The 19,925-nt window shown below is 55.5% G+C and carries 16 protein-coding genes; 4 read left to right on the forward strand and 12 right to left on the reverse strand.

Annotated features, from left to right (window positions below; all coding sequences use genetic code 11):
* From ulaD to yiaK, 6 genes are all read right to left on the reverse strand, one after another.
* Nucleotides 1–654 carry a 3-keto-L-gulonate-6-phosphate decarboxylase UlaD gene (gene ulaD, locus IM314_RS15730; protein WP_063437280.1) on the reverse strand — a complete coding sequence of 218 codons (654 nt, stop codon included), beginning with the start codon at nt 652–654 and terminating at the stop codon, nt 1–3.
* Nucleotides 651–2,156: an FGGY-family carbohydrate kinase gene (locus IM314_RS15735; RefSeq protein WP_193359169.1), complete on the reverse strand. Its 1,506-nt coding sequence runs from the start codon at nt 2,154–2,156 to the stop codon at nt 651–653. Before IM314_RS15735 ends, ulaD begins: the two co-directional genes overlap by 4 nt.
* A 76-nt stretch (nt 2,157–2,232) precedes the next feature.
* A complete protein-coding gene (locus IM314_RS15740) occupies nt 2,233–3,552 on the reverse strand; it encodes an MFS transporter (RefSeq protein ID WP_193359168.1) in 1,320 nt (439 codons plus the stop codon).
* A gap of 42 nt (nt 3,553–3,594) precedes the next feature.
* Entirely contained in the window at nt 3,595–4,521 is a 927-nt protein-coding gene (locus IM314_RS15745) for a DUF4862 family protein (RefSeq protein ID WP_045260032.1), read from the reverse strand.
* 26 nt (nt 4,522–4,547) lie between these two features.
* On the reverse strand, nt 4,548–5,015 hold the full coding sequence (locus IM314_RS15750; protein WP_041911627.1) for a YhcH/YjgK/YiaL family protein: 468 nt from the start codon (nt 5,013–5,015) through the stop codon (nt 4,548–4,550).
* 10 nt (nt 5,016–5,025) lie between these two features.
* The gene (gene yiaK, locus IM314_RS15755; RefSeq protein WP_193359167.1) at nt 5,026–6,024 is read right to left on the reverse strand and encodes a 3-dehydro-L-gulonate 2-dehydrogenase; all 999 of its coding nucleotides are present in this window, start codon (nt 6,022–6,024) and stop codon (nt 5,026–5,028) included.
* Between the two features lie 224 nt (nt 6,025–6,248).
* On the opposite strand from yiaK, the gene yiaJ reads away from it, so the two are divergent.
* Nucleotides 6,249–7,067, forward strand: coding sequence for an IclR family transcriptional regulator YiaJ (yiaJ, locus tag IM314_RS15760; RefSeq protein ID WP_041911625.1), 819 nt, complete (start codon nt 6,249–6,251; stop codon nt 7,065–7,067).
* Nucleotides 7,068–7,071: 4 nt separating this feature from the next.
* On the opposite strand, the gene avtA is transcribed toward yiaJ, so the two are convergent.
* Both avtA and IM314_RS15770 read right to left on the reverse strand, forming a co-directional pair.
* Entirely contained in the window at nt 7,072–8,328 is a 1,257-nt protein-coding gene (gene avtA, locus IM314_RS15765; RefSeq protein WP_045260029.1) for a valine--pyruvate transaminase, read from the reverse strand.
* A gap of 201 nt (nt 8,329–8,529) precedes the next feature.
* Nucleotides 8,530–10,560: an alpha-amylase gene (locus IM314_RS15770; protein ID WP_193359166.1), complete on the reverse strand. Its 2,031-nt coding sequence runs from the start codon at nt 10,558–10,560 to the stop codon at nt 8,530–8,532.
* A gap of 314 nt (nt 10,561–10,874) precedes the next feature.
* On the opposite strand from IM314_RS15770, the gene IM314_RS15775 reads away from it, so the two are divergent.
* A complete protein-coding gene (locus tag IM314_RS15775) occupies nt 10,875–11,699 on the forward strand; it encodes a protein bax (protein WP_045630274.1) in 825 nt (274 codons plus the stop codon).
* A gap of 38 nt (nt 11,700–11,737) precedes the next feature.
* On the opposite strand, the gene xylR is transcribed toward IM314_RS15775, so the two are convergent.
* The 4 genes from xylR to xylF all read right to left on the reverse strand — a co-directional run bounded on the left by xylR (nt 11,738) and on the right by xylF (nt 16,715).
* Nucleotides 11,738–12,916: a D-xylose utilization transcriptional activator XylR gene (gene xylR / locus IM314_RS15780; RefSeq protein ID WP_041911622.1), complete on the reverse strand. Its 1,179-nt coding sequence runs from the start codon at nt 12,914–12,916 to the stop codon at nt 11,738–11,740.
* A gap of 33 nt (nt 12,917–12,949) precedes the next feature.
* A complete protein-coding gene (gene xylH, locus IM314_RS15785; protein WP_193359165.1) occupies nt 12,950–14,131 on the reverse strand; it encodes a xylose ABC transporter permease XylH in 1,182 nt (393 codons plus the stop codon).
* Nucleotides 14,109–15,650, reverse strand: coding sequence for a xylose ABC transporter ATP-binding protein (locus IM314_RS15790; RefSeq protein WP_193359164.1), 1,542 nt, complete (start codon nt 15,648–15,650; stop codon nt 14,109–14,111). The genes xylH and IM314_RS15790 overlap by 23 nt, the downstream gene beginning before the upstream one ends.
* A gap of 72 nt (nt 15,651–15,722) precedes the next feature.
* Complete coding sequence (xylF, locus tag IM314_RS15795) at nt 15,723–16,715, reverse strand: D-xylose ABC transporter substrate-binding protein (RefSeq protein WP_041911619.1); 993 nt, start codon at nt 16,713–16,715, stop codon at nt 15,723–15,725.
* 371 nt (nt 16,716–17,086) lie between these two features.
* Here xylF and xylA point away from each other — a divergent pair, with 371 nt between their 5' ends.
* A complete protein-coding gene (xylA, locus tag IM314_RS15800; protein ID WP_088204493.1) occupies nt 17,087–18,409 on the forward strand; it encodes a xylose isomerase in 1,323 nt (440 codons plus the stop codon).
* Nucleotides 18,410–18,470: 61 nt separating this feature from the next.
* The gene (xylB, locus tag IM314_RS15805) at nt 18,471–19,925 is read left to right on the forward strand and encodes a xylulokinase (RefSeq protein ID WP_193359163.1); all 1,455 of its coding nucleotides are present in this window, start codon (nt 18,471–18,473) and stop codon (nt 19,923–19,925) included.

Raw genomic sequence — 19,925 nt, forward strand, 5'->3', positions numbered from 1 at the left:
TTACGCTCCCCAGATATCGCGGATTTGCGAATGGAATGCCTGTGCCACCTGTGGCGGATTATCCGCGCCCGCCAGCGCGCGCCCGGCGATAAACGCTTTGACGTTGATTTGCTTAAACAGGGGGAGATCGGCAGGCGTGATGCCGCCGGTAATCGAAAGCTGTAAACCGATATCTGAGAGGGCTTTCATTCTGGCGAGATCCGCCTCGCCCCACTGCTGACCGCTGGCCTGCGCGTCTCTTCCCCGGTGGTATATCGCCTGTTTTACGCCGATACGTTGCCATGCGCGCGCGTCGTCCAGCGTCCAGTTACCAAAGAGCTCTATCTGGATTTCTCCCCCGCAGCGCAGTGCCACCTCGTGGCCTCGCTCAACGGTGGCCAGCGGAGCGGCGCAGATAATGGTCATCCAGTTCGCGCCCGCGCCAAACGCCTGTTCTGCCAGCGTCTCCCCGGCATCGGCCACTTTCCAGTCCGCCACGATAATTTTCTCCGGGCACTGTTTGCGCAGCGCGCGGACGGCGCTTAGTCCTTCGGTCAGACATAAAAGGGTACCGGCTTCGACGATATCGACGTGATCCACAAGCAGGGCAACATCGCGCTGCGCGGCCTGAAGTGAGGTGTGATCGAGCGCCAGCTGCAGTAATGGTCGGCTCATAGGTCGTGCTCCTTAACCTGGGCGTGATAGCCCTGTAATGCTGAAATCAGTAACTGATAGCGGTGATATTTGCGTTGATAGGCCGCATGGGCGTTCATGTCGGGTTCAATCACCCGGATGTCATGTTTAAGGGCGCGTTGCGCCGTGTGGAAATCGGGATAGATGCCTGTACCGACCAGTGCGGCCAGCGCGGCACCGGAACAGCCAGTCTCTTCTACCTGGGGTAATTGAATTGTCAGACCGCTGACGTCCGCAAGCATCTGCATCCACACGTCCGAATGGGCCGGGCCACCCGTGACGCGCAGTGCCTGCACCTCGGTAAAGCGCTCAAGCATGCGGTTAAGATGGGTCATGTGGCTGAATACCACGCCTTCGTAAACCGCCTGCAGCAGGTGCGCGCGGGTGTGTAGCGCCTGCATGCCGTAGAAACCGCTGGTCATCTCCAGGCCCGCGTTGCTGCCGTAGAGGAATGGCAGGAAAATCAGATCGCTTCCGGCTTTTGGCAGACCGGTGACGGCATGGTTGATTTCATCGAATGACATATCGCCCCACTGCGCGGTGAGCCACTCAAGATTGCCGGAGGAAGTCGGGCTGGCTTCGTGAACGATGTACTGCTGCGGATGAACGTAGCGGCCATAGACGTAGGGGAACGGCTCGCTGTCGCGGATGCCATGCGCAATCCCGCTGGTGACGGCCCAGGTGCCCATTACGGCATTCAACGTGTGTTCGTCGTGTAGCCCGGCGCAGATCGCGGTGGAAACCACGTCAAACAGTCCACCAACGACGGGCGTACCCGCCGCGAGACCGGTCAGGGCGGCTGCCTGAGCGGTGATTTCCCCGCAAATTTCTGCTGAACCGACAATCGGCGGCAGGGCGCCGTCAATTTCGCTGATACCGAGCCAGCGTGTGAGCTGTGGGTCGTACTGGCCGGTATTCATATTGTAGAGATTGGACTCCGAAATGTTGCTCTCTTCGCAGGCTTTGGTGCCGGTGAGGCACCAGCGAAGATAATCGTGCGCCATCATCACGCAGCCAATTTTCTCGAAGCGCTGAGGCTCATTCTCTTTTACCCAGCGCAGAAGCGAGGCCGGATGCCCGGTCCACAGCGTCTGGCGCGTATGCGGATAGAGTTTTTCTGGAATGCCGTCCTGCTGCCAGCGTTGCACAATCTCCAGCGCCCGGCGGTCAGAAGAGAGCATGGCGTTGCCCAGGGGCCGATCCTGTTTATCGAGTAGAAACAGTCCTTTGCCCTGAGCAGAAATGCCGACGCCTTTGATCTGCTCTCCGTCTACGCCTGAATGTTTGAGCAGCGTGGCGACGGTAGCGTGGCAGTGCTGCCAGAGCTGGTGCATATCCCGCTCCGCATAGCCTGCGCGTGGGCTGAGCGTGGCCACTGAGCGACGTTCGATACACATTTCCTTTCCCTGGCGGTTGTATAATCCGGCTTTCAGATAAGTACCGCCACAATCGATACCCAGCCAGAAGGGCTCTTTTTCACTCATCTTCATCTCACTTATTCGCCGGGTGGCGCTTCGCTTACCCGGCCTACGGTTCGGTTTAGTGGGTTGGGTGAGGGCATCAGGCCGCACGTTTATGCGGATTCACCGTGGGATTGGGTTCTGCTCCGGCATCACATTTCGCTGGTAACAGCAGTGCCAGCAGCGCCGCCAGTGCCAGAGAAATCGCCAGGCAGTAAACTCCCGCATCTTTGCTGTACAGCGTTATCAGTACGCCTACCGCATAAGGGCCGCAGAATCCGCCGAGGTTACCAAGCGCATTGATCACACCGCGCGCACCGCCTGCCATCTCGGCGCTAAACAGACGTGCAGGAATCGTCCAGAACACCCCAGCGGCGGACTGCAGGAAGAATCCGCAGCCGACCAACGCGGCATAGGCCAGCCAGGTGTTTGCCTTCAGCACCACGGAGAGGAACATGCAAAGTGCGAAGCCAATCAGCGGCAGGGAGACAAACAGCTTGCGCTTGCCGGTGCGGTCAGAAAGCGTAGAGAACAGGAACATCCCCGCAATGGCACCGATGTAAGGCAGAATGGCGAGCACCCCGACCTGGCCGATGCTGGTGTGCGTCAGCTCTTTCAGGATGGTGGGTAGCCAAAGGGTATAACCGTAAATCCCGGTCTGGTAGAAGAAGTTCAGGGCGATTAATTGCCACATGGTTTTATCGGAAAGTACGGCGCTCAATGAGGCATTTTTCACCTCTTTTCCGGCGATGGCCTGCTGTTCAGCGGCCAGCGTTTGCACCAGATAGTTTTTCTCGGCCTCTGAGATCCAGCGTGCTTCCTGCGGACGGTCGTAAACGGTGAACGCCCACAGCACCAGCACCACTATGGACATCAAACCTTCAATGATAAAAAGCCAGCGCCAGTCGAGCGCGGTGATAATCCAGCCGGAAAGTGGCGCGGTGATGATCCCGGCAATCGGCACGAACATGATCACAATCGCGTTGGCGCGGCCACGTTCGGCATCCGGGAACCAGTTGCTTATCATCGTTAGCACAACGGGCAGCATCCCGCCTTCCGCCACGCCGAGTAAGAAGCGCAGCACCAGCAACTGATACTGGTTAGTGACAATACCGGTCAGGACTGAGATGACTGCCCAGGCGACCAGGGACCAACCGATAAACTTCTTGCCGCTACCATGAACAGCAATCTTGCCGCCGGGAACCTGCAGGAACAGATAGCCGATAAAGAAGATCCCGCCTGCCAGGCCTGCCATGGTGGCGGAAATACCCAGTTCTTCATCCATACCTCCGGGCATCGCAAAGGCGATATTTACGCGGTCCATGTAAGAAATAATGCAGGCGATAAGAATAGGTGGAATGATTCTTAGCCAGCGCTGGCGCGGAATATCCGCATGTAGAGCATTCGTTGAAATATTCATAGTTAATGTCTCTGTGAATGTAATCGGAATATGTTTTTATTTTTATTGTGTCGCTTTATTCATAGCGCTAATGCCGTCACGCAAAATGGCGATGCGATGGCTGACATCAGCATTAGCATTTATTTCCAGTAATTTAATACCGGAGAATTTCAATGTTGCGGCGCTCGCCGCAGTAAAGAGTGATGTAGCCTGTTCAGTCGTCATTAAACTGTCGGCACAGAACGAAGAAAACGGCGCGTGCAGATCCTGCCACTCGCCATATTCACCGCGTGTGGTGGTGCCAGAGAACATCAGCGCGCCCAATTTTCCGGCTTTACATGCGGCCTGAACGTGTTCAAGCGGAACGGTGGAATTACGGCCTTCAATGGCCGACCGTGCCCAGTTGATGCAGACGCTGATGTCGGTTCCGTTTACCACCTCCAGCACCTGTTCTAAGGGTAAAAACCCTTTACGCGGTGCAGGTCCGGTCATGGCATCGCAGTGTTCCAGCACCAGATCGCAGGACCAGTTCCAGCTCACAATTTCGCGGATTGAGCGGGAGAATGCCTCGGTGGCCTGTTCGACGGATGCATTCCCGGCCTGCGGCGCCGCCTGCATCTCCAGGGCTATGACTTTTCCCGGAAAACGCACATTTACAGCGTCAATTTTCTGGTGCAGATGCCGGTAAAATTCAACGCATGCTTTACGTTGTTCTTCGTCTGCTGATGCCAGACCAAATGCGCCGTTCGTGCCACGACGGCGCATGGTTTCCATCACCGCCGTGACCACGATTTGCCACTCGTCCGGCGTATGACGGAACAGCCACTCGTCACCGAAAGGATGAAGGTTTTCCAGGCAAGGTTGTTCCAGCCCGCGTATGTACGGTGTGTCGGAAAGTTCCCGCCAGAAGGATTGTTCTTCTTGTTCCCCTTTCTGGTGAAACGAGGGTGCGCAGGGGTACGCACCAATAATAAAACCGGTGTTGGTCATTTCGCGTTCCTGTATTCGTCAGAAAATTACAATAATTCGCTGATTGCCACTTTCACCACAATTTTACGAATTACCGTTTCCTTGTTTTTAATACAGGCAGGACGATGAACATCCTGCGGGAAAAATATGGCATAACTGCCAGGTACCATTTCTATAAACGACTCATTTTCGCTGTCGTGATAAAAAATAATATCTCGCTGTTCCAGTAATGATTCGCTTATTTTGTTATTGCCGGTATCAATAGCGATACCGATTTTCTCTTCACCCCAGGCCAGAAACTGAATATCCAGATAGCGGCGGTGCACTTCAGGACGGTTTTCGTGTTGATCCTTTGTGGTGAGGTCGAGCACCTGGGCAAAAATAGTGCGGCCTTCAATTTCCACCACGCCTGGCTCCAGGGTAGTGAAATCCGTGGTGCGCAGAAAATGAAGCGCTTTTTCAATCGCCAGCGGCAGGCGACACGGATTGGGCTGCGAAATATGTCCGAATATCATCATCCCCTCCTTACAGAGACTGGATTTTCGCCCATACGCTGTCGTCAATGGCTATGCCGTTGCGACGGTTCTCTTCCTGCAGACGCGTGAATTCATGTCCCGGCAAACGAACGGCAACATTCTCATCAGCGCGTTCGGCGGTAGTGATGAAGTCCATGATGCGTTGCAGTTTGGCATCGCGGGTTGGCCCGTCGATCAGGCGATCCACTTCAATAGCGATAAAGATCTGCGATACGCCATATTCGTCGCTGTTGTCCTGGGTCACTTCTGCGACGGAAGAGCCGTTAGAGAGCAGGGTAGCGATCATGTCGAGCACGATGGATAAGCCTGAACCTTTCCAGTAGCCCATCGGCAGAATACGGCGGTTTTTCTCAATCACGCCAGGCTCCCGGGTGAGATTGCCCTCGTCGTCAAAGCCGCCATCTACAGGCAACTCGCGCCCGGCCAGGCGGTTCACTTCCAGCATGCCGTAGGAGAACATCGACATCGACATGTCGACCATGGTGATAGGATTCGACGGGATAGCGACAATCAGTGGGTTTGTGCCGATGCAGCATTCTTTTGATCCCCACGCAGGCATTACTGCAATGGAGTTGGTCCAGCAAATTCCAATGTAACCTTTCTCAGCCGCCTGCCAGCCGTAACTGCCGCCGCGCATCCAGTGGTTGGCGTTACGCAGCGCCACCAGGCCGATACCGTGGTCGGATGCCAGTTCGGTGGCGCGATCCATCATCTTTTTCGCCGTCAGGTTGCCGATGGAGCGTCGGGCATCCCACTGTTCGATGGCACCCAATGAGGTCACCCGTTGTGGCTGGGCATCAGGGATGATGTCACCCGCATCCAGTTGCTGAATAAAACGCGGGAAGCGGTTTACGCCATGCGAGTAGACACCGGACTCGGTGGTGCGGGCAAACATCTCTGCGCAGGCATCGGCAGTCTCCACTTTTATGCCGCGATCGAGCAGAACCCGATTGAACGCCGCTTTCAACTCTTCGAAGGTCACTTTCATCCCTGTTCTCCTGTTTTTTAGGGGCAAGTGCGAACGCTTTTTTATCGTTAAATTTCACTATGCGAAATCTGATTTCAAATATAGCGATCAATTTTTGTCAGATCAACGACATTCACGTTTTTCAAAAATCATTAAAATCAACTGGTTGTGTTTTTTCTGTTGAGATCGTGAACTAAACCACACTTTGCGCTACCATCAGGAGCGCGATAAAAAGGAGCGATTTGATGAGCATGAAAGAGAGCGAAATAACGCAGGAAAAAGAGAGGCCAGCGGGCAGCCAGAGCCTGTTTCGCGGCCTGATGCTGATTGAGATCCTCAGCAACTACCCGAACGGGTGTCCGCTTGCGCATTTATCGGAACTGGCAGGTTTGAATAAGAGCACCGTCCACCGGTTACTCCAGGGACTGCAGTCGTGCGGGTACGTTACCCCGGCGCCAGCGGCGGGCAGCTATCGTCTGACCACTAAATTCATTGCTGTCGGGCAAAAGGCGCTTTCATCGCTCAACATTATTCACGTGGCGGCCCCGCATCTTGAGGCGCTGAACATTGCCACTGGCGAAACGGTGAACTTTTCCAGTCGGGAAGATGACCACGCGATCCTAATTTATAAGCTCGAGCCGACAACCGGTATGCTGCGTACGCGTGCTTACATCGGACAGCATATGCCGCTCTATTGTTCTGCAATGGGCAAGATCTATATGGCCTTTGGTCATCAGGATTACGTGGCCAGTTACTGGCAAAGCCATCAGGAACAGATTCAACCGCTGACGCGCAATACCATCACTGAACTGAGTGCTATGTACGATGAGCTGGCGGAAATTCGCGATCGCAGCATGGCAATGGATAAAGAAGAGAACGAGCTGGGTGTCTCCTGTATCGCCGTGCCGGTGTTTGATATTCATGGTCGCGTGCCGTATGCGATCTCCATTTCGCTGTCGACGTCCCGCATGAAGCAGGTTGGCGAGAAAAACCTGCTCAAGCCTCTGCGCGAAACGGCAGAGGCGATATCAAAAGAGCTGGGTTTTAACGTGCGTGAGGGGTAGCGTGTTACTGGCTGCCTTCGTGCCACGCTTTTTCAATTTCTTCGGCGAGAATTTTGACGCCCGCTTCGATTTTTGCCGGATCGGGCACGTAGTTCATGCGCATGCACTGGTGCGTGTGCGGCCACGGCTTATCCAGACCCGGGAAGAAGTAATCGCCCGGCACCATCAGCACGCCACGCTTTTTCAGTCGCTGATAGAGCAGTTCTGTAGTGATCGGCAAATCCTTAAACCACAGCCACAGGAAAATCGCTCCTTCAGGTTTGTGGATCAGGCAGCGTTCTTCCGGTAAGTAGCGGCGAAGCGTCGCAATCGTCTCCTGAACGCGCTGGTAATAGAACGGTTTGATGACTTCATTAGACAGACGCAGCAGGTCGTTGCGCTTGATCATTTCGCACATCATCGCCGGGCCGATACCGCCCGGTGAAAGGCTGATAATGCCGTTCATATTGGTAATGGCGGTGATGATTTTCTCGTTGGCGATGATGATGCCGCAGCGGCTGCCCGGCAGACCCAGCTTGGAGAGGCTCATGCACAGGACAATGTTCGGGTTCCACAGCGGACGTGCTTCGCTGAAGATAATGCCCGGGAACGGCACGCCGTAGGCATTGTCGATCACCAGCGGGATGCCGTGCTGGTTCGCCAGGACATCCAGCTTCATCAGTTCGTCGTCGGTAATCACGTTGCCCGTTGGGTTCGTCGGGCGTGATACGCAGATCATCCCCGTCTCTTCACCAATATGCAGGTGTTCAAAATCGACGTGATATTTGAACTGGCCTTCCGGCAGCAGCTCGATGTTCGGGCGCGCGGAGACGAACAGATCCTCTTCCAGGCCGGAATCAGCATAGCCGATATACTCCGGTGCCAGCGGGAACAGCACCTTTTTGGTGGTGCCGTCGGCACGACGCCCTGCGAAGAGGTTAAACAAGTAGAAAAACGCGCTCTGGCTGCCGTTTGTTAGTGCAATATTCTGTGGTTCGATATCCCAGCCCAGCTCTTCACGCAGCATTTTGGCAAGGAGAGTCAGTAGCTCGGTTTTACCCTGCGGACCGTCGTAATTGCAGAGCGCATCGGTCGCTTTGCCGTTTTCCAGCATCTGCGCGAGCAGCGTCTGGAAATAGGTTGTCATCTCCGGAATTTGCGCCGGGTTTCCGCCGCCGAGCATGATGGCGCCCGGTGTGCGCAGCCCGTCGTTGAGGTCCTCCATCAGGCGAGTAATGCCTGAATGGCGGGTGAATTTGTCGCCAAAAAGTGAAAACGTCATAGCAGGTGTTCTATCGAGCTTATTTTGAAAGTGGGTAACCATAACGCTAGCACTGTGCTGGTGCAAATCGGGAGATGTGGTCGGATTTGTTGTTTTGTATGGCCGAGAGGGATTTGTGTAGTGAATAGTTCTGGTGGGTTTCACCCCTCACCCCCGACTCACTCCCCATGCGGGAAAAGGGCCAGGGTGAGGGGGGGATAATTATTGATTACCCGCCCATACCACCATCACCTTATCGTCCTTGTGCTCGCGTACGAAGCCGTACGCCTCTTTCAGCGAAAGCGTGGTTTGCTTGCCTTCACCGATCGCCGGATGGCGGGCGCGGAACTGGCCCAGCGTTTGCCAGTGGGCGACGGTTAAGGCCTGCTTGCCCGTCACGTCCTGCCAGTTCATATCCGAGCGGGTACCCTGCAGCGGGTCAGACCCCGTCGGGCCAAACGGACGCTCGGATTCATCACCGTAATAGATTTGTACGCTGCCCGGTGCCAGCAGGAGCAGCTCCGCAGCGCGCTGGCCTCCTTCGCGGAACAGGCGTGTATCATGGGAGGAGAGATAGCTCAGCACGTTGAAGCTTTGCAGCTTTTCCGCCATTTGCTGCCAGGTGAGATCCATATCGGCCAGGCAATTCACCGCTTTTGCCGCCTGCTCCTGATAATCAAAGTTGATCATTGCGTCGAAACCGTGGCGGTAATAGTCGCTTTGCATCACTCCGTGGCCCCAGGACTCGCCGGTCATCCAGAACGGTGCGTTATCGAGCTTTTTGTCCGGGTTGGCCCCTTTCCACGCGGCCAGCGCCTGACTAGCCTGGTCCTTTAACTGTTGCCAGGCCGCAAGCTCGACGTGCTTCGCGGTATCCACCCGGAAACCGTCAATGCCGTAGTCGCGCACCCACTGGCTGAGCCAGTGGGTGAGATAGTCGCGCGGGGTATATCCCGGGATGGCTTTCGCGTGGGTATCGGGCTTGTGCTGATAAAAGTTGGGTAATCCGGAAGGGGCGGTGGATTCCGTTTTCAGATCCGGTAGGAACGCCAGCGACATGGTTAAATCGTCGAAGCCGGGGTTGTCGTAATCACCAATGTCGGTGCGGATCCATTTCTTGCCCCACCATTTTTCCCATGCGGCTTTGTCGCTAAAGTTGATGTAATCGTTGAAGCTATGCCAGCTTTGGCCCGCGCCCGGCTTCCAGTCCGTCCAGCGGTCGCCCAGGGTCTTTTTCAGCTCATCACCCTGCAGATACAGCGCGCCAAACTGGTACTCCTGCATGTCCGCAAGCGTCGCGTAGCCCGCGTGGTTCATGACGATATCGAACAGGATGCGAATGCCGCGCCTGTGCGCTTCATCAACAAGATGGCGCAGATCATCCTCGGTGCCCATGTTGGCATCGAGCTTCGTCCAGTCCTGGGTGTAGTAGCCGTGATAGGCGTAGTGTGAGAAGTCCCCTTTGGTGCCACCGCCTACCCAGCCGTGGATCTGCTCAAGCGGGGAACTTATCCAGAGCGCGTTCACCCCCAGCTGCTGTAAATAGTCGAGCCTGCTGGCGAGCCCTTTGAGATCGCCACCGTGGAAGGTGCCAATTTCCTGCATGCCGTCTTTGTGGCGACCGTAGCTGTTGTCGTTGCCCGGGTCGCCATTCACAAAGCGGTCGGTTAGCACAAAATAGACGGTGGCGTTCTGCCAGCTAAACGGCGCTGGTTTGTCGGTTTCGGCGCGCTCAAGCAGCAGCAGGCCACCACTGCTGGCGGCTGGCTGCAGGGTTATGTTTCCGTTCTGCACCGTCGCGGTCTGTTTGCTGTAGAAATCACGCACCACGGTGCCTTCCGGGAAGGTATGGCTGACGTCCAGCGTCAGCGGTTTACCGTCCCACTTCGGGCACTGGCGGATAACGCTTGCAACCGGCTGTTCTGCGGTGCTCTGAATTGTTAGCAGCAGAGTTGGCGTGCCGGATCGGGTATCAATCCGCATCTGGTATTCACCGTCGCGGAAAAGGCGCCACTGCGGCGGAGACCCGTCGCAGGGCTTGAGCGACAGCATCTCATTGAGTTTTATCGCCTCCGAAGGCTGCCAGCACGTCTTGTCAAAACCCAGCGTCAGAGGACGCGTACCCTTCGTAAGCTTTGCCTGGCTGGTGAAAACACCGGTGCCTTCGGCGCGAAATGTGTTAAACCCCGGCGATGACCAGTCGGCATGTGCCAGAGCGGGTAACATCAGAAAAGCTAATGCGGTGCGTTTCATTCCATTTTCCTGTCGCGGCATTTTTGACCAGTGTGCCATCAGGTTGTGGTTAAAAACTCATCCCCCATCGCTTTCTGTCGGGAGGATCTGTGAGGATGAGTGATCCCGCGCGAAATGAGACAGTTATCTGCGATATCGCACACATTTTTTCAGGAATGATGTTTTTATGAGCAAGTTTCAGGTGACATAGTTTCGGATTTGGACTATTTCTATACGTGCTCTTGAAGTCTATTTTTGATATGATTTGAGATTCCGCTCTCAAATTTGTGAAAAAAATAAGGTGTTGGGATGATTACATCCGACCAGGAGACCTAATGATATCGACTCCCATTCGACGATATGGGGCCGCGATACTCATGTTACTCACCACGACATTTTCGGGTGGGGTGCTTGCGAAGACGCACACGGATACAACGAGTAAGAAAGCCCACGTAATAAAGACGACAAGTAGTAAGGTTAGCAGTAAACAAGAGTATTCTCGCAATAGTGCAAAGAGTAGTTCACTTCCTGATTTGCGAAAATACCCTTCCGGAACACCAAGAAAAAAAGCGTTTCTCCGGACGGTAATGCCTTACATAACAAGTCAAAATGCCGCGATTACGGCGGATCGTAACTGGTTAATTTCAAAACAGTACGATAGCCGATGGTCGCCGTCTGAACGCGCGCGTCTGAAAGACATCACGAAGCGCTACAAACTGAGCTGGAACGGTAACACGCGTCGCGTACCGTGGAATGCTCTCCTTGAGCGTGTGGACATTATCCCAGGCAGCATGGTAGCGACCATGGCAGCAGCCGAAAGCGGCTGGGGAACGTCTAAGCTGGCGCGTAATAACAACAACCTGTTCGGCATGAAATGTGCGAAAGGGCGTTGTAATAATGCGCCCGGCAAAGTGAAGGGCTATTCTCAGTTTGAATCAGTAAAAGATTCCGTGAATGCTTACGCGGTAAATCTTAATACGCACCCGGCCTACTCATCGTTCCGTAAATCACGCGCTCAGTTGCGTAAAGCGGATCAGGAAGTAACGGCCAGCGCAATGATTCACAAGCTAAAAGGGTATTCGACGAAGGGAAATAGCTATAACAACTATCTGTTCGCTATGTACCAGGATAACCAGCGCTTAATTGCCGCCCATATGTAATCTCAAAAAACGCCTTCCACTGGAAGGCGTTTCCTTTTCTATATCAGCACCTCGCTGTGGCGATCCCGGTACTCTTTCGGCGTGGTGTCATACTCTTTGCGAAACACCGAATAGAAATACTGCAGCGACGGATAGCCGCACATCTGCGAGATTTCGTTGATCGACAGTGACGTAGAGACAAGCAGGCTGCGGGCCTTCTCCAGCTTCTCCGCATGAATGACGGCATGAATGGTTTCGCCCACCTCTTCTTTGAATCGCTTCTCCAGATTCGAGCGGGAAATGCCCACCGAGTCCAGGACCTGATCGACCTTAATCCCTTTGCAGGCGTGGTTGCGGATATAGTGCATGGCCTGAATGACGGCCGGGTCGCTTAGGGAGCGATAATCGGTTGAGCGACGCTCAACGACGCGGACGGGGGGAACCAGCAGGCGCTGAAGCGGCAGAGCCTCTTTATCCAGCAGACGGTGCAACAGCTTTGCCGCCTGATAGCCCATCTGACGTGTGCCCTGAGCTACGGAGGAGAGCGCCACGCGGGACAGGTAGCGGGTCAGTTCTTCGTTATCAATGCCAATCACGCACAGTTTTTCGGGCACCGGGATATGCAAATGTTCGCAGACCTGCAGCACGTGTCGGGCCCGGGCGTCCGTCACGGCAATAATGCCGGTTTGCGGTGGCAGCGTTTGCAGCCAGTCCGCCAGGCGGTTTTGCGCGTGCTGCCAGTTTTCCGGTGCGGTTTCCAGCCCCTGATAGACCACGCCACGGTACTTCTCCTGCGCGACCAGCTGGCAAAACGCATGTTCACGCTCCACGGCCCAGCGCTTGCCGCTGGTGGCGGGTAAACCATAAAACGCGAAGCGATGGACGCCTTTCTCCTTTAAATGGAGAAAGGCGGCCTCGACCAGGGCATGGTTATCGGTGGCGATGTAGTGGACCGGCGGGTAGTGTTCGGGTGAATGATACGAGCCGCCGACGCCCACAATCGGCACGTCGACGTCGGTTAGCAGCTGCTCGATGATGGGATCGTCATAGTCGGCGATAACGCCATCACCCAGCCAGTCTTTGATGTTCTCCAGACGGGTGCGGAAATCTTCTTCAATAAAAATATCCCATTCGGATTGCGACGCCTGCAAATATTCACCCACGCCTTCTACCACCTGACGGTCGTAGGCTTTGTTGGCATTGAATAACAACGTAATGCGGTGACGCTTTTCAAACATGGCTCGCTTCCCAGTTAAGTCACAATGCGGTTATCAGGCTCGTCGCTTGGTGGCAGAGTCCATCCAGACTGCCAGTAAAAGAATGGCCCCCTTGACGATATACTGCCAAAACGTCGGGACGTCCATCATACTCATCCCGTTATCCAACGACGCCATGATAAATGCCCCCATGACCGCGCCCGCCACGCTACCGATACCACCTGCGAGGCTGGTGCCACCGATGACGCAGGCAGCGATAGCATCCAGCTCGGCGATGTTACCGGCGGAAGGAGAGCCTGCCCCCAGACGCGAGCTGAGGATCAACCCGGCGATAGCGACCATCAGGCCGTTAATGGCGAAAACCGCCAGCTTGGTACGTTCGACGTTAATACCCGACAGGCGAGCAGCTTCAAGGTTGCCGCCGATGGCATAAATACGACGGCCAAACGCGGTGCGCGTCGCCATAAACATGCCGCCGAGCAGTAACAACGCCAGCAGCAGTACCGGCGTCGGAACGCCGCGATAGTCGTTAAGAAGCCAGATGGCGCCCAGCACAATGACCGCCGTCAGCGCCTGACGTCCTACCACGGACGTTGACGCTGGCGACGCAAGACCCAGCGCCTGACGGCGCATACGTCCACGCCACTGCCACGCGACAAACGCCAGCAGTCCCACCACGCCGATAGTAAAGCCTATGCTGTCCGAGAGGTAACTCTGGCCAATTTGCGACATCGTCGCGCTGGTCGGGGAGACGGTCGTGCCGTTGGTGATACCGATCAGGATCCCGCGGAAGGCCAGCATTCCCGCAAGGGTGACGATGAACGATGGCACCTTCCGATAGGCAACCCACCAGCCGTTCCAGGCCCCTAAAACCAGCCCCAGTACCAGCGTCACCGCCACGGTCAGCGGCAGCGGCCAGCCGAGCCAGACGTCAAAAATGGCCGCCACGCCGCCGAGAAGACCCATCATCGACCCGACCGACAGGTCGATTTCCGCAGAGATGATCACGAACACCATGCCCACGGCCAGGATGCCGGTGATGGCGGTCTGGCGGAGCAGGTTTGAGACGTTACGCGCGCTTAAGTACGAGCCATCCGTCATCCACGTGAAGAACAGCATGATGACGATAATCGCCGCGATCATCACGAAAACCTGCAGGTTCAGCGCTTTTAGGCCCGCGAACGCGCCGGGCGTCGGAACAGCGACTTTGATATCAGACGGATTGCTTTTCGACATGACGTTCGCTCCTTAAAGCGGCTTCCATCACCTGCTCCTGCGTCAGGTTCTGGTTAATCAGGTTGGCTTTCAGTTTCCCCTCGTGCATGACCAGCACGCGGTCGCTCAGGCCGAGCACTTCGGGTAACTCAGACGAGATGACAATGACGGCAATCCCTTGCTGTACAAGCTGATTAATCAGTTTGTAGATTTCGTATTTGGCACCGATATCGATCCCGCGCGTCGGCTCATCAAGGATTAATATGCGTGGATTGAGGAGCAGACAGCGCGCCAGAATCGCCTTCTGCTGGTTACCGCCGCTCAGTCGGCCAATCGCCAGTTCCGGCGAGGAGGTTTTGACCTTCAGCCGGGCAAGTGACTGAAGGATGCACTGCTGCTCGGCGGCATCATCCAGGCTGCTCAGCGCGCCGGAGAACCGATCGAGTGCCGCAAGGGTGATGTTTTTACCCACCGCCATGACCGGTACGATGCCGTCTTTTTTGCGGTCTTCCGGAACCATGGCAATGCCGCGGGCAATCGCCTGCTGGCAGTTGTCGATTCTCACGGGCTGGCCGTCTATATATATCGTGCCCTCCCAGCGCCCTGGCCACACGCCAAACAGGCACTGCACGGCTTCGGTGCGCCCGGCACCGACGAGCCCAGCAATCCCAAGAATTTCGCCGCTGTGAAGGGAAAACGAAACGTTATTGACCCGCTTAATGTGGCGGTTAACGGGGTGCCACGCGGTCAGGTTTTCCACGCGCAGCACTTCACCGCCCGTAGTGTGGGGCTCATCCGGGTAGAGCGCGGTCAGCTCGCGGCCCACCATCATGGTGATGATGTCATCTTCACTCATGCCCGCAGCTTCACGCGTGCCGATGTGTTGCCCGTCGCGGATCACGCAGATGGTGTCCGAAATGGCTTTTACCTCGTTCAGCTTGTGCGAAATGTAGATGCAGGCGATACCGTGGTTTTGCAGATCGCGGATGATATTGAGCAGAACCGCAGTTTCCTGTTCGGTGAGCGACGCCGTTGGCTCATCGAGGATCAGCAGCCTGACCTGTTTATTCAGCGCCTTCGCAATTTCGACCAGTTGCTGTTGCCCCAGGCCCAGATCGCCCACGCGGGTATCCGGTGAAATGTTGAGGCTCACCTGCGCCAGCAGCTTTTCACAGCGGAGCGTCATGGTGTCGTAATCCAGCACGCCGTGGCGAGAAATCTCGGCTCCGAGGAAGATGTTCTCCAGCACGGTGAGATGTTTCACCAGCGCCAGCTCCTGGTGGATGATGGCGATGCCTTTACGTTCGGTGTCGCGAATGTGCGTCGCCTGGATGACTTCACCAGCAAAGACAATTTCGCCTTCGTAACTGCCGTGCGGGTAGATCCCACACAGGACTTTCATCAGCGTTGATTTGCCCGAACCATTCTCGCCACACAGCGAAACCACTTCGCCGGGGTTCAACCGGAGACTGACGTTGTCGACGGCTTTCACCGCGCCGAAGCGCTTGGTGATGCTTTTCATTTCAAGTAAATAAGGCATAACTGCTCCACATAACCCGAGGGAAGAACAGTACAACGTGATGCGCCCCCGCAGAGCAGGGGCAGCGCCGGATTACAGTTCGCTCTTCTTGTGGAAACCGTCTTTAATAACGGTGGCGTCAATGTTCTCTTTATTGACTTCAATTGGCGTGAGCAGGCGAGCCGGAACGTCTTTCAGGCCGTTATTCAGCGTTGCATCTGCTTTAGGTTGCTTACCGTTGCCCAGCTCAACGGCAATTTCCGCCGCCGTATTGGCAAGCTCAGTAATCGGTTTGTAGACCGTCATGGTCTGAGTACCTGCGATAATGCGTTTTACGCCCGCCAGGTCGGCATCCTGACCAGAAATCGCGACTTTACCGGCCAGTCCCTGGGCACTCAGAGCCTGAATAGCCCCGCCTGCTGTGGCATCGTTGGAGGCCACGACAGCATCAATTTTGTTGTTATTGGCCGTCAGCGCATTTTCCATAATCTTCAGGGCATTTTCTGGTAACCATCCGTCGGCCCACTGATCGCCGACCACCTTAATTTTGCCGCTGTCGATGTACGGCTTAAGGACCTTCATTTGCCCTTCGCGGAACAGTTTGGCGTTGTTATCCACCGGCGAACCGCCCATCAGGAAATAATTGCCTTGAGGCACTTTGTCGATCAGGCTTTGCGCCTGTAATTCGCCCACTTTTTCATTGTCGAAGGAAATATAATAATCAATATCGGCGTTATTAATCATGCGGTCATAAGCGAGAACTTTTATGCCTTCCTGCTTCGCCTCTTTCACCACGTTACTTAATACCTGGCCGTTATAAGGGATAATGACCAGAACATCGACTCCCCGGTTGATCATATTCTCGATCTGCGACATTTGCGTTTCTTCATTGCCGTTAGCCGACTGAACAAACACATTCGCACCGAGTGATTCCGCTTTTTTCACAAAAATATCGCGATCTTTTTGCCAGCGCTCCAGACGCAGGTCATCAATCGCCATACCAATTTTGACCTCCTTGGCATGTCCTGCAAAGCTTACAAGGAGGAGCGTAGTGCAGAGCGTTAGGGTCAGGTTCTTTATCTTCATAATTATTAGGCCTTTTTGTAGGGGTATGTGTTGCTGAGATAAAAGAAACATTCACTGCTGGGTCGCAGCAAATTTTTAACGCGGAAAGGCGGGCTGGCAATTACAGATTTTTATCTTCTCATTACGATATTTGGTTTATTTCTGAATTTATGACCGCGATCGGATTTTAAAATTCGTAACGCCTTAATTACATTTGATTCTGGAATGTGCGCCGAAAAATAGTTTGTCTGCGCATTATTTTGCGAGCCAGCGCACAGTTGTGCATTCTCTCAATAGCAGTGTGAAATAACGTAATTGAGCAACCCAAAATGTCTATTCACTATTACTCCTGAATCAACGACTCGCCGCATACCCTGATTATGGAGCTCAATATGCAAGCTTATTTCGACCAACTCGATCGCGTTCGTTACGAAGGCCCAAAAACGACCAATCCTTTAGCATTTCGTCACTACAATCCGGATGAGCTGGTGCTGGGTAAGCGCATGGAAGATCATCTGCGCTTTGCCGCCTGTTACTGGCATACCTTCTGCTGGAACGGCGCCGATATGTTCGGCGTGGGTTCCTTTGACCGTCCGTGGCAACAGCCGGGTGAGGCCATCGAGCTGGCGAAACGCAAAGCCGACGTGGCGTTTGAGTTCTTCCACAAGCTGAACGTGCCGTACTACTGCTTCCATGATGTTGACGTATCGCCGGAAGGGGCGTCGCTGAAAGAGTACCTGAACAATTTTGCGCAGATGGTGGACGTGCTGGCAGAAAAACAGCAGCAAAGCGGCGTGAAGCTGCTCTGGGGTACGGCAAACTGCTTCACCAACCCACGCTACGGTGCGGGTGCGGCCACCAACCCGGATCCGGAAGTGTTTAGCTGGGCGGCTACGCAGGTGGTGACGGCAATGAACGCTACGCATCAGCTGGGCGGCGAAAACTATGTCCTGTGGGGCGGCCGAGAAGGCTATGAAACCCTGCTCAATACCGACCTGCGCCAGGAGCGCGAGCAGATTGGCCGCTTTATGCAGATGGTTGTCGACCATAAGCACAAAATCGGCTTCCGCGGCACGCTGCTGATCGAGCCTAAACCGCAGGAACCAACCAAGCATCAGTACGACTATGATGTCGCCACCGTGTATGGCTTCCTGAAGCAGTTTGGTCTGGAAAAAGAGATCAAAGTGAATATTGAGGCTAACCACGCTACTCTGGCGGGCCACTCATTCCACCACGAAATTGCCTCTGCGATTGCGCTGGGCATCTTCGGATCGGTAGATGCGAACCGCGGCGATCCGCAGCTGGGCTGGGATACCGACCAGTTCCCGAACAGCGTGGAAGAGAATGCGCTGGTGATGTACGAGATCGTCAAAGCGGGCGGTTTCACCACCGGCGGCCTTAACTTTGACGCCAAGGTGCGTCGCCAGAGCACCGACAAATACGATCTGTTCTACGGCCACATTGGCGCGATGGACACCATGGCGCTGGCGCTGAAAGTGGCGGCGCGTATGATTGAAGACGGCGAGCTGGATAAGCGCGTGGCGAAGCGCTACAGCGGCTGGAACAGTGAGCTGGGCCAGCAAATTTTGAAGGGTCAGTTATCGCTTGCGGACATCGCGAAGTACGCTGAACAACAGCAGCTGGCGCCGCAGCACCAGAGCGGGCATCAGGAATTGCTGGAAAACCTGGTTAATCACTACCTGTTCGATAAATAACAGCATCCAGGCCCGGTAAGCGGAAGCGCCACCGGGCATTTCTGTCAAAGGAGTCACCACAATGTATATCGGGATCGATCTTGGCACATCGGGTGTGAAAGCCATCCTGTTAAGCGAGCAGGGCGACGTTTTAGCAACGCAGACTGAAAAGCTGCAGGTTTCACGCCCGCATCCGCTGTGGTCGGAGCAAGACCCGGAGCAGTGGTGGCAGGCGACGGATCGCGCGATGAAAGCCTTAGGCGAGCAGCACAGCCTGCGCGACGTGAAAGCGCTGGGCATTGCCGGACAAATGCATGGTGCAACGTTGCTGGATAGCCAGCATCGCGTTCTGCGCCCGGCTATTCTCTGGAACGATGGCCGCTGTGCGGAAGAGTGCGCAATCCTTGAAGCGCGTGTGCCCACGTCCCGCGAGATTACGGGCAACCTGATGATGCCGGGTTTCACCGCACCAAAACTTTTGTGGGTACAGCGCCACGAGCCGGAGATTTTCCGTCAGGTGGCGAAAGTCCTGCTGCCAAAAGACTATCTGCGTTTTCGCATGACAGGCGATTTCGCCAGCGACATGTCCGATGCCGCCGGCACGATGTGGCTCGACGTGGCGAAACGCGACTGGAGCGAGGCGATGCTGGATGCCTGCCATCTGACCCGGGAACATATGCCCGCGCTGTTCGAAGGCTGTGAGGTGACGGGTACGCTGCTGCCAGACGTTGCGGAACGCTGGAATATGCCTGCCGTACCGGTGGTGGCCGGGGGCGGTGATAACGCGGCGGGTGCCGTGGGTGTCGGGATGGTTGAGGCGGGGCAGGCGATGCTGTCGCTGGGAACCTCTGGGGTCTATTTTGCCGTCAGCGACGGCTATCGCAGCAATCCCGAAAGCGCTGTGCACAGTTTCTGTCATGCGCTTCCGGGAAAATGGCATTTGATGTCGGTGATGCTGAGCGCGGCATCCTGCCTGGACTGGGCGGCGAAGCTTACCGGCATGGCGGACGTTCCGGCACTCATTGCGGCAGCGCAGCAAGCGGATGACGCGGCGAGTACCGTCTGGTTTTTACCCTATCTTTCTGGCGAGCGTACGCCGCACAACAACCCGGAAGCGAAAGGGGTATTCTTTGGCCTAACCCATCAGCACGGCCCGGCAGAGCTGGCGCGTGCGGTTCTGGAAGGTGTGGGGTATGCGCTGGCCGACGGAATGGATGTGGTGCACGACTGCGGCCTGAAACCGGCGAGCGTCACCCTGATTGGCGGCGGCGCGCGAAGCCCTTACTGGCGACAGATGCTGGCGGATATCAGCGGGTTGCAGCTGGATTTCCGCACGGGAGGGGATGTTGGCCCCGCGCTCGGCGCCGCGCGTCTGGCGCAGATCGCTATGAACCCGGAAAAGCCGCTTTCGCAACTGCTGCCGCAGCTTACGCTTGAACAGGCGCATGTGCCTGACGCGGCAGGACATGCCCGTTATGCAGAAAGGCGCGAGGTGTTCCGCAAAATCTATCAGCAGCTGCTGCCGCTGATGTCATAA

It is taken from the genome of Enterobacter cloacae complex sp. P42RS, assembly GCF_014930595.1.
GTDB classification, from domain to species: Bacteria; Pseudomonadota; Gammaproteobacteria; order Enterobacterales; family Enterobacteriaceae; genus Enterobacter; species Enterobacter bugandensis.